At 53.6% G+C, this 17,124-nt stretch carries 1 protein-coding gene; it reads right to left on the bottom strand.

The genetic code is table 11. The annotated features are described in order from the left end of the window. Nucleotides 1–9: 9 nt before the first annotated feature. The gene (locus tag GU926_RS08655; RefSeq protein ID WP_160690965.1) at nucleotides 10–17,109 is read right to left on the bottom strand and encodes a T9SS type B sorting domain-containing protein; all 17,100 of its coding nucleotides are present in this window, start codon (nucleotides 17,107–17,109) and stop codon (nucleotides 10–12) included. Nucleotides 17,110–17,124 lie beyond the last annotated feature (15 nt).

The raw sequence follows: 17,124 nt of genomic DNA, 5'->3' as shown, positions 1-17,124 counted from the left end.
AGACGCTACTTATCTAATGATGGTCAATGATTTCCGGATGGCCGGCTGTCCGTTGCCAAGCTCCACCACGGTGTAATAAGTACCGGCCGGAACGGGCTTGCCCATGTGCGTGCCATCCCAAGGTTTGGCATAACCTCTGGACTCAAACACCGGGCTGCCCCAGCGGTTGTACACAGTCACGCTGCAACCCGGGAAGTAGGTGCTCACGTTTTTCAACACCCAGACATCATTGATCCCGTCGCCGTTAGGGGTGAAGCCCGTTGGAATCTCAATGCCTTTGCCGTCTTCAATGGTAGGCATGGTGAAGGTCACTTTCAGGGTACAGCCGTTCTTGTCTTTCACCACCAGCGTATGGTTGCCCGCCGTCAGGTTCTGGAATTCAGATTCTGTGATGAAAGCACCTTGGTCTACCTGGTAGGTGTAAGGGGCCGTACCGCCAGAAATAGAAGTCACAGACGCTGTGCTTGCGGTCAACGGTTTCACAGCCACTTTGAGAACCGCAGGAGCCTTCACCGTGATCTTGCCCAGGCTCATGGTGCAGCTGCCGTTGAAACGGGCCACTACCTCATAAGTGCCGGCTGCCAGGTTGCTGAACACAGAATCCTTCTGGAACGACTGCCCGTTGTTAATGCTGAACTCAGCCTGGCCTTTGGCGCCCTGCGTAGAGAGCAAAATGGAACCATTGGCATCGCCTTGGCACAACACGTCTTTCACCAAGGCTATCTGGGCTCCCACTTGCGTGACGGCCACTGGAGTTGAATAGGTGCAGCCTTTGGCGTCTTTTACCGTGAGTTGGTAAGTACCTGGGGCTATTCCGATCAGGAGCGTGTTGCTGGTGAAGGTAGTGCCATTGAGCGAGTAGGTGTAAGGGGCAACGCCGCCGGTCACCTCCGTAACGGTTACTCGTCCGGTGGCCTGTCCGCAACCCGCTGGTTCTGCCGTGAAGCTCACCTTGGTAATGGTCTGGCTGCTGGCCACCGTTATGGGTTGTACCGTCTGGCATCCTTTGGCGTCTTTCACCGTCATCTGGTAGGTTCCTTCTGCCAAGCCGGTAAACGCTGGCGAGGTTTGGAAGTATGTTCCATTGATGCTGTAGGTGTAAGGGCTTTGTCCGCCGGTTACCTGGCCTACCGTCACCGTGCCGCTGTTGCTACCGCACGTTGCATCTGTCTTAGCCAATATGAACGACTGCACGCCGCCCGTGCTACCAACCGTGATAGATTGGGTAATCACGCAGCCGGTGGCGTCTTTCACGGCGAACGTATAGCTGCCGGCCGTCAGAGACTTGAAGCTAGCCGTTGCCTGGAAGGTGCCGCCGTTCAGACTGTAGCTGTATGGTTCTGTTCCGCCCGTGATGTTAGTAGCGGTGATGGAGCCATTCTTCAGGCCGCAATCTTCTGGCGTGGCCGTTAGGGTGGCCTCCTGCAGCTTGTTCTCTATCACCTTCACCGTAGCTACTGCGCTACAGCCGTTGGTATCTTTTACATGCACGGTATAGGTGGCGGCTGCTAGTTGGGTAAAGGTGTTAGACACCTGGAACGTGGTACCATCCAGAGAGTACTGGAATGGTGCCGTTCCGCCGGTGGTGGCCGTTACCGTTAAAGTACCTTTCTCTGAGCAGGTGACCGGTTTGGTAGAGGTAATAAAGGCGGTGATGCCTTTTTGGTCGGTCAAGGTAATTTGCCTGGTCAGGCTACAGCCATTGACATCAATCACGCTGACGGTATAGGAGCCGGCTGGCAACTGGTCAAAGGTGAAGCTGGTAACGTTTTTAGCAGATTTCCTCAGGTTGCCGCCCTCCAGGGCGATGGTGAACGGAGCCGTTCCGCCCGTGAATTCACTCACCGTAACGCTTCCGGTAGATTTCCCGCAGGCCGGCGCAAGGCTGGTCATCATGAAATCCTTAGGACCGTCTGCCTTCTCCACTTCGACCTCTCTGACATGAGTACAGCCATTCGCATCTTTCACCGTGATGGCATACGTGCCGGCAGGCAGGTTTTCAAAGACTGCCGAAGCCTGGAATGTACTGCCGTCTTTGCTGTAGGTGAATGGTGCCACCCCTCCGGTAATATCGGCCACGGAGATGGTTCCGTTGGCATTGCCACAGGCCGAAGCTTGTACTCCAATCTTAAAGTCAGAAGGCCCTTCTATTGCAGGTATTTCTGCTTCTTGGGAGAAGGTGCAACCATTGGCATCTTTCACCCAGACGGTGTACTTGCCGGCCTCCAACTTGATGAAAGTAGCGGCGCTCTGGAAGGTGTTGCCATCCAGACTGTACTGGAATGGAGCCGTTCCGCCCGCTAGTGTTGAGACGGTGAGCTTGCCATTGCTGGCATTGCAGGTGGCCGCCTGCACAGAAGCTGTCATGCCGGCAAAGCCTGCCACATCCCTTACTTCTACTTGTTCTGTGTGCGTGCAGCCTTTGGCGTCTTTCACCGTGATGGTGTAGGTGCCGGCAGTAAGACCCGTGAAGCTGCTGCCTGACTGGAAGCTACCGCCGTTGAGGGAGTAGCTGTACGGAGCAGAGCCGCCAGTTACATTGTCTACGGTGATCTTTCCATTTGTTCCTGCGCATGTAGAGGCAGACGCCGAAGCAGCAAACTGAACAGGTGCCTGTTGGCCTATTTGAACCGTTGCACTGGTTTCGCAGCCATTGGCATCTTTAGCTGTTACTACATGTCTGCCAGAAGCAAGGGCTGTGAAGGTTGCACTGTTCTGGAAGTTGCCGCCATTGATGGAATAGCTGTAAGGAGCAGTTCCGCCGGTCACGCCGGTCACAGTCAGGCTACCGTCTTGGTCAGTGCAACTAGCTGAGGTGGTAGTAGAAGCCAATGCGCTTGGTCCTGCCACGGAGGCTACGGTTACAGTGGTTGTGAACGTACAGCTATTGGCATCTTTCACGTGGATGGTATACGTACCGGCTGCTACCTTCTGGAAGGTTGCTGCAGCCTGGTACGTGTTACCATTTAGACTGTAGGAGTAAGGAGCCGTTCCGCCGGAAACCGAGGTGATGGTCACCGCGCCATTGCTGGCGCCGCAGGTAGTGGCCGTTGTTTGTGCCAACACACCGGATGGTCCTGCAATGTCCCGCACGGTTATGGTTTGGGAGAACGTGCAGCCATTCGCGTCTTTCACTGTGATGGTGTAAGTGCCCGCTTTTACATTGGCAAAGTCAGCTTCCGCCTGGAAGGCGCCGTTGTTCAATGCATAACTGAATGGAGCGGTACCACCTGTTACCTCGCTCAGAGTGATGGTTCCGTTCTGAGCGCCGCAGGTAGAGGCAGTGTTGGTCAATAACAGGTCAGAAGGGCCTGGTACGTTGTCTAATCTCACTGCTTTGCTGATGGTGCAACCATTGGCATCTTTCACCCAGAAGGTATATTCTCCCGCCGGTAGATTAGAGAAGACAGAAGACGCCTGGAAGGTGCTACCGTCTTTGCTATAGCTGTAAGGAGCCGTGCCAGCGGTCACTTCTGTAATAGTAATGCTGCCATTGTTATGACCACAGGTAGAGGCTTTCGTCTCTAAGGCAAAAGCCGACGGCCCCGATACATTGGTGATTTCTACTTGTTGGGCAACAATGCAACCGTTGGCGTCTTTTACGGTAATGGTATAGGTACCGGCAGCCAAGGCTTTGAAGGTGGCAGATGCCTGATATACCTGTCCGTCTAAGCTATACTTGAAAGGTTCTGTTCCACCCGTGATGTTTCCTAGGGTTACTTCGCCATTGGCTAAGCCACACGTGGAAGCCTGAACGGTGCTGGCAAAACCAGAAGGCCCGGCAATGTTGGTGATGGCTACCTCATGAGAGACCGTGCAACCTTTTGCATCTTTCACGGTGATGGTATGCGTTCCTGCCTCTAAGCCGGTAAACGAAGCCGAAGCCTGGAAGTCAAGCCCGTTGACGCTGTACTGGTAAGGTGCCGTCCCGCCAGTAACGGAGGTAATGGTAATCTCTCCGTTGCTATTGCCACAGGTAGAAGCTTTTGTAGTGCTGGTGACTGCCTTAGGCGTGTTGGTGTCTACGGTTATAGAAGTGCTAACCAGACATCCATTGGCATCTTTCACGGTTACGGTATACCTACCCGCCGTCAATGAGGCGAAGGTGGGGCCTGATTGATACAAAGTACCATCTACAGAATACCTATAAGGAGCCATGCCTCCAGTTACCGTTCCTACTGTGATGCTACCGTCAGCGCCCTGGCAACTGGCAAGAGTAGAAGCGGCTACCACTTTAGTAGGGCCAGCCAGATTAGTGACAGTAAAGGCCTTGGTGAGGGTACAGCCATTGGCATCTTTTACCGTGAACGTGTGGGTGCCGGCTAGCAGATCTGCAAAGGTAACTGAGCTCTGGAACGAAGTGCCATCAATGCTGTACACATAAGGCTCCGTTCCTCCCAATACCTTGGTGAAGGCCACCTGACCATTCGCCTCGCCGCAAGTGGAGGAAGTAACCGTGGCTACCAAATCGGAAGGGCCAGCAATATTTTCCACCGTTACCTGCGTGCTATGGGTACATCCGTTGGCGTCTTTCACGGTAAGCGTATAGTCGCCAGCTGCTAGGGAAGCAAAGGTTGTCCCAACTTGGAAGTTGCCATTGCCCAAAGCGTAGGTGTAAGGAGCAGTTCCGCCGGTGGTTGCCGTCACGTGAATGCTGCCGTTCTGAGCGCCACAAGTAGAAGCTGCCAGAGTGGTAGTAATCTCCGTTGGGCCAGCTACGTTGGTGATGGTGATGGTATTGCTGGAGATACATCCATTGGCATCCTTAGCCATGAGAAGGAAGCTACCTGCAGGCAGTCCTGTGAAGATGTTGGATGTCTGGAAGTTTCCTCCGTTTAACGAATAGGTATAAGGGCCTGTTCCTCCCGTTACCTGCGCCACCGAAACCTGACCGTTGCTACGACCACAGCTAGAGGCCTTGGTTTCTGCGATGAGGTCTGATGGTCCGGCAACATTCTGGATAATCACTTGTTGCGAGAAGGTGCAGCCATTAGCATCTTTCACGGTGATGGTGTACTCATTCGCCATCAAGCCAGAGAAAGTAGACCCCGTCTGGAAGGTAGCTCCGTCTAAAGAGTAGGTGAAAGGTGCCGTTCCGCCCGTTACCGTGCCCACTGTTGCCTGCCCGTTGGCATTGCCGCAGGTAGAGGCTTTAGGATTCAAAATAAAGGCGGTAGGACCGGCTACGTTGGTGACCTGTACCTGCCCACTATAGGTGCAGCCCTTGGCGTCTTTCACAAAGACGGTATGGGTACCAGCGCCTACACCAGAAAAGCTGGATGCCGACTGGAACGTGGTGCCATCCAAGCTATAGCTGTATGGAGCCGTGCCGCCCGTTATTCCGGTTACCTGAATCTTGCCATTGCTTTGGCCACAAGTAGAGGCTACGGTAGTGCTGGCAAAGGCGGTGGGCACATTCTGACCTACTTGCGCAGTGGCGGTTACCAAGCAGCCGTTGGCGTCTTTCACGGTAATGGTGTAAGTGCCCGCCGCAATTGCCTCAAAGGTAGTCTGCGGTTGGAAGGTGGTGCCATTGATGGAATAGCTGTAAGGAGCCTTGCCGCCGGTCACGCTTGCAATAGTTAGACGACCGTCCTGGTTTGAGCAGGAAGCAGGGTTGGTGGTTGTGGCTACCAGCGTTGGTCCTGCGGTGTTGTTCACCGTAAAGACTTTGCTGGTGGTACAACCGTTCGCGTCTTTCACCGTGATGGTGTAAGACCCAGCTGCCAAACCTGTAAAGGTAGAAGTGGCCTGGAACGTTGCCCCGTCTTTGCTATAGGTAAACGGAGCCGTGCCGTCCACTACCTCTGTGATGACCAATTCGCCGTTGGCATTGCCGCAGGTAGAAGCTTTGGCCGTCGCCACGATAGCCGATGGACCAGCAACGTCTGTCACTGTGATTTTCTCACTATACGTACAGCCGTTGGCATCTTTCACGTGGATGGTATGCTCACCATTCAAGATGGCGTCAAAATAAGTGGAAGTCTGGAAGGCGCCTCCGTCTAAAGCATAGGTAAACGGCGCGGTGCCGCCGGTTGCTTCTCTGACTTCAATGGCACCATTGCTGCTACCGCAGGTAGAGGCGGTGGCCGTCAGTTGCAAATCACTCGGGCCAGCCACATTCTCTACTTTCACAGTGCGGCTGAAGCTGCAACCATTGGCGTCTTTCACCAGAATGGTATAGGTGCCAGCCATCAGTCCCGTAAATGTGGCGCTTGTCTGGAAGGTTTTGCCATCCTTGCTGTAGGTGAACGGTGCCGTGCCGCCTATCAAATCTCTGACCGTAACTGTTCCGTTGCTGGCGCTACAGGTAGAAGCCTGGGCCACCGCCGTGAAGGAAGGTCCGGAGATATCTTGCAGGGTTACCTCTTCTTTATAGATACAGCCATTGGCATCTTTCACAGTGAACAAATAGGCACTTGCAGATAAGTTGGTGAAGTTGGCTGATGTCTGGAAGGTGCCGCCATCTTTGCTATAAGTGTAAGGAGCGGTTCCACCAGTTACGGTTGAAATGGTTATTTCTCCATTGCTGTCTGCGCAGGTAGATGCCTTGATAGAAGTAAACAAATCAGAAGGGCCCGCAAGGTTGTTGAGCGTAACAGACTTAGAAACCACACAGCCTCTGGCGTCTTTCACCGTGAGAGTATGATTGCCGGCCATCAAACCAGAGAAGGTAGCGCCCGTCTGGAAAGTTGTCCCATCCTTGCTGTACTGGTACGGCCCGAAGCCTCCCGCGATGCTGCCAATGGTAATGCTTCCATTGCTGTTACCGCAGGTAGAAGCCACAGTGGTGAAGGCAAACGTGGTAGGCAGGTTCTGCTCAACTTTCACTGAGGTGGAAACCTCGCAGCCATTGGCGTCTCTTACCTTGAGGGTGTACGTTCCGACACCTAAACCTGTGAAGGACAACTCAGAAGTGAGAGCCGCTCCATTTAGTGAATATTGGAAAGGTGCCGTTCCGCCGGTTACCCCAGAGACTTTAATGGAACCGTCGTTGTCTGCACAGCTGCTTGGGATGATGGAGGTGGCTATGGCGGTTGGTCCCTTCACATCAGATACAGAAACCGACTTGCTGACGGTGCAGCCGTTGGCATCCTTCACCGTGACGATATGGGCACCGGCCAAGACTCCTGTGAAGGAAGCATCCGCCTGGAAGTTCACGCCGTCCTTGCTGTAGGTATAAGGGGCTGTGCCGCCTGTCACTCCAGTGATGGTGATGGCTCCGTTATTGCTGCCGCAGATAGAAGACTGCGTGGCAAAAGCAAAGGTAGAAGGCCCTGCAATATTGGTGAGGGTTACCTTTTGCGTGAACGTACAGCCATTGACATCTTTCACGACCACCGTGTGCTCACCCGCCAGAACGTTGGCAAAGGCGGCAGAGGCCTGGAATGTAGATCCGTTTAAGGAGAATTGGTAAGGAGCAGTGCCGCCTTGTACCCCGTTTATTGAGACCGTCCCGTTGCTGTTGCCACAAGTGGAGGCCGTAGTAACTAACAGTACCTGTGTTGGGCCGGCAATGTTCTCTACTTGTATGGACTTGCTGAACCTACAGCCGTTTGCATCTTTTACGATAATGGTATAGGAGTCTGCTTTCAGGTTAGCGAAAGTAGCGGATGCCTGGAAGGTGGTGCCATTGATGCTATAGCTGAAAGGAGCAGTGCCAGCAGTGACCGTACCTACTATGATAGTGCCATTGCTGTTGCCGCAGGTAGAAGAGGCGGCAGTCAGAAGTACATCGGTTGGGCCAGAAGTGTCTTTTACGGTCACAGTTTCAGTAGACACACAACCATTGACATCTTTTGCGGTGATGGCATAAGTGCCGGCCTTCAGGTTGCTAAAGGTTGCGCCCGTCTGGAAGGTAGTACCGTCCTTGCTGTAGGTGTACGGTGCCATTCCGCCGCTGGTGCCGGTGATGGTGATGGCTCCGTTGGTAGAACCACAGGTGCTGTTGGAAGAGGCAACTGTGAAGACAGGTCCGGAGATGTTGCTGATGGACACCGTCTGACGATAGAGACAGCCTTTGCTGTCTTTTACGGTAATGGTGTAGGTGCCCGCTGCCAGATTATTGAAAGTGGCCGATGCCTGGAACGTGGTTCCGTTTTGGCTGTACAGGTAAGGCCCTGTGCCCCCCGTTACCTGCCCAATGGTTAACTCTCCATCGCTGCGACCGCAGGTAGAAGCCTTAGCCGTCCAGGTGAATCGCGTAGGCACATTCTCCTCCACAACAACCGTTTTCGTAACAAGACAACCATTGGCATCTTTGGCATAAACCGTGTAGGTGCCTGCCGCCAAGCCTGTGAACCCCTTCTCGGTTTGGAAAGTGGTTCCATTGATGGAGTATGTGAAAGGAGCGGTGCCTCCTGTAATTGTTCCCACTGTAACGCTGCCGTCATTGTTCTGGCAGCTGGCCGAGGTAGAGCTGGCAGTAAGGGCCGTTGGACCTGCTATGTTGGTCACGGTCACCGCCTTCTTAAAGCTACAACCATTAGTGTCTTTCACCGTGACGGTATGAGTGCCGGCTGCTAAGCCAGTAAAAGTAGTGGATGCCTGGAAGTTGATGCCGTCTACACTGTATTGGTAGGGCACCGTTCCCCCTACGGTAGAAGTAACGGTCAGGCTACCGTTGCTGTTGCCACAGGTAGAAGAGACGGTAGAGAAAACCAGATTGCTAGGGCCAGAGATATTTTCCAACACTATGCTTTTGCTGGTGGTACAACCATTCGCATCTTTTACCATGACTGTATGCGTGCCCGCCAACAAATCCTGGAAGGAAGGAGTGGCTTGATAGGCGCCACCGTCCAGCGAATACAGGTAAGGGGCAGTACCGCCGGTTACCCCATTGATCACTACTTCACCATTTGCGTTACCACAGGTAGAAGAAATGCCTGCCAGTTGAATAGCAGATGGACCAGTGATGTTCTCTAAAGTAACAATCTTGCTAAGGGTGCAGCCATTGGCATCTTTCACCAACAAGGTATATGTACCTGCCGCCAGGCCACTAAAGTTAGAGCCTGTCTGGAAAGTGACCCCGTCTCTACTGTACGTGTAGGGACCAGTTCCGCCGGTTACCCCTGAGATGGAGATAGTGCCGTTGCTGCTGCTGCAGGTGGTAGACGTGACAGCCGCAGTTATTTGAGATGGGCCGGCAACGTCTGTGATTGTGGCTTCTTTTGCCAGAGTACAGCCGTTGGCATCCTTCACAGTGAAGGAGTAGGTGCCCGCTGTCAGGTTGCTAAAGGTGGCAGATGTCTGGAAAACTCCGCCTTCCAGACTATACATGTAAGGAGCCGTGCCACCCTCTACTGCGCTAATTGTGAGTGTTCCGTTGGAACCGCCACAGGTAGAGGCCTTGCTTGAAAGGGTAAAGTCAGAAGGACCGGGTATGTTGGTCACCTTCGCCTCCTGGGTAAAGGTACAGCCATTGACGTCTTTCACGGTGATGGTGTAGGTGCCGGCCAGCAATTGCCCAAAGTTTGTGCTGGCCTGGAATGTCGTTCCATCAAGGGAGTAATGATAAGGGGCTGTTCCGCCGGTTACACCAGAGATTGCCAGCATTCCGTTCTTATTACCGCAGGTGCTGGCTGTGCTAGCCAAGCTAAGCGCCGTAGGGCCATTAATGTTGGTGACAGAGACAGATGTAGTAGTGATACAGCCATTGGCATCCTTCACGGTGACGGTATAAGCCCCCGCCATCAAATTCAGGAAGGAATTCTCAGATTGGAAAGACACACCATCCAGGCTGTATTGATAAGGAGCTGTTCCGCTGGTGGCAGTGGCCGTAATCTGTCCATTGCTGGTTCCGCAGGTAGAAGCTTTAGTAGTAGCTGAAAGCGCAGGACCGGCAATGTTGGTCACCTGTACCGTTTTGTTCAGCAAACAACCATTGGCATCTTTTACGGCTATCTGGTACGTGCCCGCTACCAAACCGCTGAAAGTGGCAGATGCTTGGTAGGCGCCTCCGTTCAGGGCATAGGTATAGGGAGCGGTGCCACCGGTAATGTCTCCAATGGTCAGTTCGCCGTTACGGTTGCCGCAGGTAGAAGCAGTGGCATTGGTAGTAAAGTCAGTTGGGCCCGGGATGTTAACAATAGTAACCTGGTCTGTGAAGGTACAGCCTTTGGCGTCTTTCACAGTAATGGTCCAAGCGCCGGCTGCCAACTCTGTAAAGGTGGCAGATGTCTGGAAAGTAGTACCGTTTTTACTGTAGGTGTACGGAGCAAAGCCCCCTGTAATGCCTGTGACGGTGAGCGATCCGTTGTTGGAGCCACAGGTAGAGGAAACGGTAGTGCTATTGAAAGCCGTAGGAATGTTTTTGTCTACCTGCACCTGCGTTGAGGTGGTACAGCCATAGGCGTCTTTTACAGTAAGTGTATAAGTACCAGAAGCTACGCCCGTGAACGTGGCACTTGCCTGGAAGGTGCTGCCATTGATGGAATAGTTGTAAGGAGCAGTTCCTCCGGTAACAGAACCAACCGTAACGCTGCCGTCATTGTTGAGGCAGGAAGCAGGTTGGGTAGAAGCCATCACACCCGAAGGACCGGCCACATCAGAAAGCGTGACCGCTTTAGAATAAGTACAGCCTTTGGCATCTTTTACCCACAACGTGTACGTGCCGGCTGTTAAGCCGGTGAAGGAGGTAGAGGTTTGATACGTAATTCCGTCCAGGCTATAAGTGTAGGGGTTGGTACCGCCCGTCACGCCAGAGATGGTTATTTTCCCGTTGCTGTTTCCGCAGGTAGTGGCCGTGAGTACAGATGCCAGGCTAGAAGACCCGGCAATGTTGTTCACCATCACAGAGTTGGTAACTGTGCACCCCTTGGCATCTTTGATTGTGACGTTGTACGTTCCTGCCAGCAAGCCAGAAAGGGTGGTCGACGTCTGGAAATTAATCCCGTCTACGCTATACATGTAGGGTGCCGTGCCGCCAGAAACGCCTGTGATGGTAATGCTGCCATTGCTGCTGCCACAAGTAGAAGAAACAGTGGTTTTTGTGAAGCTGGCCAGAAGGTTCGTTTTAACCAAAACAGTGGTAGAGACTTCACAGCCATTGGCGTCTTTGGCTATCAAGGAATACGTGCCGGCGGCAAGCGAAGAGAAATCAACACTTGCTTGGAAGACACCGCCGTTGATAGCATACTGGTAAGGGGCGGTGCCCCCGTCCACGCCTGCTACCTTGATGCTACCATCATTGTCCTGGCAACTAGCCGCTAGGCTAGAGGCGGTAATGGCCGTTGGGCCGACAATGTTAGTAAGGGTGAAGCTTTTCTGGAAAGTGCAGCCATTGGCATCCGTTACCGTCAAGGTGTAGATACCGGCAGCTAAAGCTGTGAAAGTAGGAGAGTTTTGGTAGGTAGAGCCATTCACAGCGTACGTATAAGGTGCTGCGCCCCCGGTAATTCCACTTACCACTAACTCGCCATTGCTAGCCCCGCAGGTAGAAGACTTCAACGTAGCGGAGATGGCAGTTGGGCCTGCCTCATTTTCTACTCTTATTTTCTCTGAGAAGGTGCAACCATTGGCATCTTTGACGGTGATGGTGTAATCCCCAGTAGCCAGGCCAGCATAGCTGGTGTTATTTTGGAAGTTGTCTGAACTTAGGGCATAGGAATAAGGAGCCGTGCCACCTGTTACGCCTTTAATTAAGATTGAGCCGTTGCTAGCACCGCAGGTAGAAGCGATGCTCGTTAAAGTCAAGCCAGCCGGGCCGGCAATGTCCCGTACCGTTATGTCTTTAGAAACTACACAGCCGTTGGCGTCTTTCAAGCTGAGCGTATACACACCGGCCGTCAAAGAACTGAAAGTGGTTTCTGATTGGTACGCCGCTCCATTGATGCTGTAGGTGTAAGGAGCAGTTCCGTTCACTACCCCTGCAATGGAGATGCTACCGTTGTTACGCCCACAAGAAGTGGCTTGCGGAGAGGCGGTAAAGTCTGAAGGTCCGGCAATATTGGTGAGCGTAGCAGGTTTGCTGAAGGTACAGCCGTTGGCATCCTTGATAGTGAGAATATGGCTGCCCGCCGCCAATCCGGTAAAGGTATTCGATGCCTGGAAAGTGCCGCCGTCCACGGAGTAGGTGTAGGGTGCCGTACCGCCAGAAACAGACGCTACCGTCAACTCAGCGTTTGCGTTTCCGCAGGTGCTGGCTTTGTTGGTGAAGGTGGCGTTGGTAGGACCTGTGATGTTAGACACCGTCACTTGTTTGGTGATCGTACACCCCTTGCTGTCCTTGATGGTGATACTATGCGATCCGGTCAGTAAATCAGAAAGAGTAGCAGAAGTTTGAAAAGTCCCGCCATCGGCACTATACAAATAAGGAGCCGTGCCACCGGTGATGGTGCCAATGCTGATGCTTCCGTTGGCGTTGCCGCAGGTAGAAGGAGCGGCCGAGGCTACAAAATTCACAGGTGCGTTTTCTTTGATCAGTACCGAGGTAGTGGTCAAACAGCCGTTGGCATCTTTCGCGTACACGGTATATGTACCTGTGGCCAGACCAGCAAAAAGCGCCTCAGATTGGTAAGAACTGCCGTTGATGGAGTATAGGTAAGGGGCCGTTCCGCCAATTACGCCCGTGATGGTAAGGCTGCCGTCATTGTTCTGACAGCTGGCAGGTTGCACCGTGGCCGTCACCTTGGTTGGGCCTGTTATGTTAGTGACTGTAACGCTCTTGGCAAAGCTACAACCGTTGGCATCCTTTACCGTGATGGTGTACGTGCCAGCCATAAGGTTCACAAAAGTAGCCGAGGCCTGGAAGCTGCTGCCGTCTTTACTGTAGGTATAAGGGGCCGTGCCACCAGTTACTCCGGTTAGAGTCACTTCGCCGTTGCTGCTACCGCAGGTAGAAGCCTTTGTGGTTGCCAGCAAATTGCTTGGACCGGCCACATCGGTCACGGAGATGGTTTGGCTGAACGTACAACCGTTGGCATCTTTAACCAGGATGGTGTGCGTGCCCGCCAGAATTCCTGTGAAGGTGAGATCTGTTTGGAAAGCGCCTCCATTCAAAGCATAGGTATAAGGAGCGGATCCGCCGGTGGTGGCTTCTACCTCAATGGTGCCATTGTTGCGGCCGCAAGTAGAAGAGGTGCTGGTTAAACGCAGGACAGAAGGACCGGCAACATCTTGGATGGTTACCGGCTGACTTACCACGCAACCATTAGCGTCCTTTACTGCAACAGTATAGGTGCCTGCCAATAAGGAGGAGAAAGTAGCGCTGGTCTGGAATGTGGTACCATTGGTGCTGTACGTGTAGGGAGCCGTTCCGCCGGTTACTGCTGTAATGGTAAAGCCTCCATTGGCGCGTCCGCAGCTGGTGGTCTGGGTGCTGGCTGAAAAAGCGGTAGGGCCTGGAATGTTAGCAATAGTGGCTGACTTGGTAATTGTACAGCCGTTCGCATCTTTTACCGTGAGGTTATACTGCCCTTCTTCCAAATCTGTGAAGGTAGCAGACGCCTGGAAGCTGATTCCGTCTAAAGAATAAGTGAAAGGTGCCGTGCCACTGGCAATGCTGCCAATGGAAAGCTCGCCGTTGGCATTACCGCAGGTGGTGGACTTAGCCGTGGCTACAAAGCCAGATGGGCCGGCAATGTTGGTGATGGTAATCTGGCGGCTGAAGGTACAGCCATTGACATCTTTGACGGTGATGGTATGCGTACCGGCCGCCAAGTTGGTGAACGTAGTGGCTGTTTGGAAGGTAGTGCCGTCTTTGCTATACGTGTAAGGAGCCGTGCCACCTGTCACAGTGCCCAGGGTAATGCTGCCGTTGCTGTTGCCGCAGGTAGTAGAAGCCACAGTAGCTGCGAAAGCCGTAGGCACGTTCTTGCCTACCGTCACCAGCGCAGTCACCAGGCATCCATTCGCATCTTTGACGGTGACAGTATAATTGCCGGTTGCCAAACCAGTAAACGAGGTGCCATTTTGGAAAATGCTGCCATTGATGGAATACGAATACGGAGCGGTTCCGCCGGTCACACCCGTGATGCTGAGGCTTCCGTCGTTGTTTAAGCAGCTCGCAGCTATTCCTTTGGCCGTGACGGCAGTGGGGCCGGTAATATTACTCACCGTGAATGTCTTTGCCACTGTACAGCCGTTGGCGTCCTTCACCGTGATGGTATAAGTGCCGGCTACCAAGTTTAGGAAGCTAGCCGAGTTCTGGAACGTAGTGCCGTCTTTGCTATACGTGTAGGGTGCTGTACCTCCGGTGACAGACGTAACCAGCAACTCCCCGTTGCTGGCGCCGCAGGTAGTAGACCGCGTAGAGGCGGCTACCGCTGAAGGGCCTGCTATGTTGGAGAGTGAGATGCTTTTAGAAAGAATACAGCCATTCGCGTCCTTCACCGTGATGGAATAGCTACCAGCCGTCAGGCCAGAGAAGCTCGCCGAAGTCTGGAACGTAGTGCCGTCTTTGCTATAGGTGTAAGGAGCCGTGCCTCCCACCACATTGCTGGCCACTACACTACCGTTTGGGTTGCCACAGGTAGTAGCAGTAGCGGTAAGGGTGTAGTCCGTTGGTCCGGAAATATTCTGTAAAACCACCGCCTTGGTGAAAACGCAGCCGTTGGCATCTTTCACCGTAATGGTGTAGGTGGCAGCTTTTAGGTCAGAGAAGCTAGCAGAGGTCTGGAAGGTAGTGCCATCCAGGCTATAGGTATACGGAGAGGTTCCGCCGGTCACGCCGGTCAGAGTGATAGTGCCATTGGTGCCTCCGCAGGTAGTAGCTTGGGTGCTGGCAGTCACATTGGAAGGCCCGGCAATGTTGCTTACTACGAAAGTCTTGGTGAAGGTACAGCCGTTGGCGTCTTTCACGCTGGCGGTATAGGAACCAGCCAAAAGCGAGCTAAAGGTGCCAGCGCTTTGGAAAGTGCCGTTGTTCAGGCTATAGGTGTACGGTGCCGTGCCGCCGGTTACGCCGATTAGGGTCAGTTGCCCGTTGTTATTGCCGCAGGTGCTGGAAACAGTGCTGGCAGCAAGGGCTGTTGGTCCCGCAATGTTGTCCACAGAAACCGACTGAGCCACCGTACAGCCATTGGCGTCTTTTACCGTGATGGAGTAAGTGCCGGCTGCTACGTTTGTAAATGAAGATGCGCTTTGGAACGTGGTTCCATTGAGGCTGTAGGCGTACGGCGATGTGCCGCCGGTTACGCCCGTTACCGTAATGCTTCCATTGCTGTTGCCGCAGGTGGTCTTGCCTGTAGTGATTGCAAAGCTGGCCGGGCCTGCCACGTTGGTCACCGTCACGGTCTTACTGAAAGTACAACCATTGGCATCTTTCACCATCACGGTATGCGTTCCCGCGCTAAGAGCAGAAAAAGTACCTGACGTTTGGTAGATGCCCTGGTTGAGGCTATAGGTATAGGGAGAAGTTCCTCCGGTTACCCCAGTCACGGTAATGGTGCCATTGCTATTGCCGCAAGTGGTAGGCTGGCTGGTAAAGGTAATGCCCGTGGGGCCGGGAATGTCTTGCAACGTAACCGACTCGGTATAAACGCAGCCATTGGCGTCTTTCACCTGGACACTGTAGGTGCCTTTGATCAGGCCGCTGAAGGTATTCGTGGTCTGGAAAGCGCCGCCATTCAGGCTATACGTGAAGGGAGCAGTGCCATTGGTCACACCACTGGCTTTGATTATTCCGTTGCTGGCACCGCAGGTGGTAGAGGTGAGCGTAAAGGCTAAATCTGAAGGGCTGACAACCTGTGTTACCGTGAAAGACTTTTGAACGGCGCAGGCTTTGCCGTCTGTCACCGTCACGGTGTACGTGCCCGCAGGTTTGTTTGCGATGGAGGCAGTGGTTTCACCAGTATTCCATTTATAAGTTACCGCTCCTTCAGCACCCGTGACTGTAGCGGTGAGGCTGGCCGTTGCGCCGGTACAAATGACAGAAGGCCCGGCCAAAGTAACCGCCATGTTGTAAAACGAGATCAGGACGTCGTCGCTTACGGCAGAACAAGAACCGTTTCCGGTGGAGGTGAGGGTAAGTTTTACAGAGCCCGCCTTTAGCTCATTGGCCGTGGGCGTGTAGACCGCGTTCAAAGCAGTGTTGCTAGGGGAGAAGGTACCACTTCCTCCGCTCCAGACCCCGCCGGTAGCCGCAGAAACGCTGCCTGCCAAACGGACAGGGTTGAGTGAGCAGACCAATTGATCAGGACCGGCATTGACTGACAAATCTGTGACCACATTCACCGTGGCCGAGAACTTCTGGCAAGACGGGTAATTTTCAGTGCGTACCTCCAAGGTGTATAGACCCGGGGTAGTAGCCGTAAATGTCTTGTTAGAGCCTACCAGGGTGCCGCTGCTGTTGGTCCAGAGATAGGTGAAGGTGCCGGAACCTCCCGTGACAATACCCGTCAGGTCAACGCCAGAAGACCCCGGACAGATGATGGCCGGGGTAGGATTGATGGCAATGACAGGAGGTTTGTAAAAGTACACCCTTACGGTATCACAGAAGGGTAGATCAGAACAAGGAGACTGGACAGAGGTGCCACAGACTACATAATCCACGAAGGCGGGGGCATTGGCATCTGGGGTAACCGTGGGCGTGGCACAGCCAGAAATACAACTCAGGTATTTGTTATAGGCACCTCCGCCGGTAATGTCTGTCCAAGAGATGGAAGGTGTTTCAAAGGCGAGAGGGGCCTGCAGGGTAGTGGTGCAACCGCCGCTCACCGGTTTGTCAGCCACCGGCGTGAAGGCGGCAATGGACTTCACCTGGAATTTGTTTTTCGCTCCGCCCGGCATACAGATGGTAAGCACGTGCGGCCCGGTACCTGTTACGCAGATTGGTTGCCCCACCGGCACGGGCGTGCCGCAGTTAACCTGGTACGTCATGGAGCCCGACGGAACCGGACCACCCACAATACTAAACTCCAGGCCCGCCGAATTCTTGTCAAGGGTAATGGAGAACTGGATGCAGTTCACGTTGCCCGTAGCTCCGCAGGCCTTGCCGCTTCTGTCTAACTCTCCAGAAGTCCAGATGCCGTTGGGCTGCCCGGTCAGGTTCACCTGGTAGATGGGCGAAGTATTAGCCTGGGCAAAAGCTGCCTGTGAATTGGTCAGTTGACCAAGCCAGAAAATGAGAAGAAATAAAGGGAGTAGTGTAGGAGTAGAGGTTGTATTCATATAGTACTGGTTGGG

Origin of the sequence: Nibribacter ruber, assembly GCF_009913235.1 — a bacterium.
GTDB lineage: Bacteria > Bacteroidota > Bacteroidia > Cytophagales > Hymenobacteraceae > Nibribacter > Nibribacter ruber.
The sequence above is the reverse complement of the archived record's forward strand: the minus strand, read 5'-3'. Positions and strand labels throughout refer to the sequence as shown.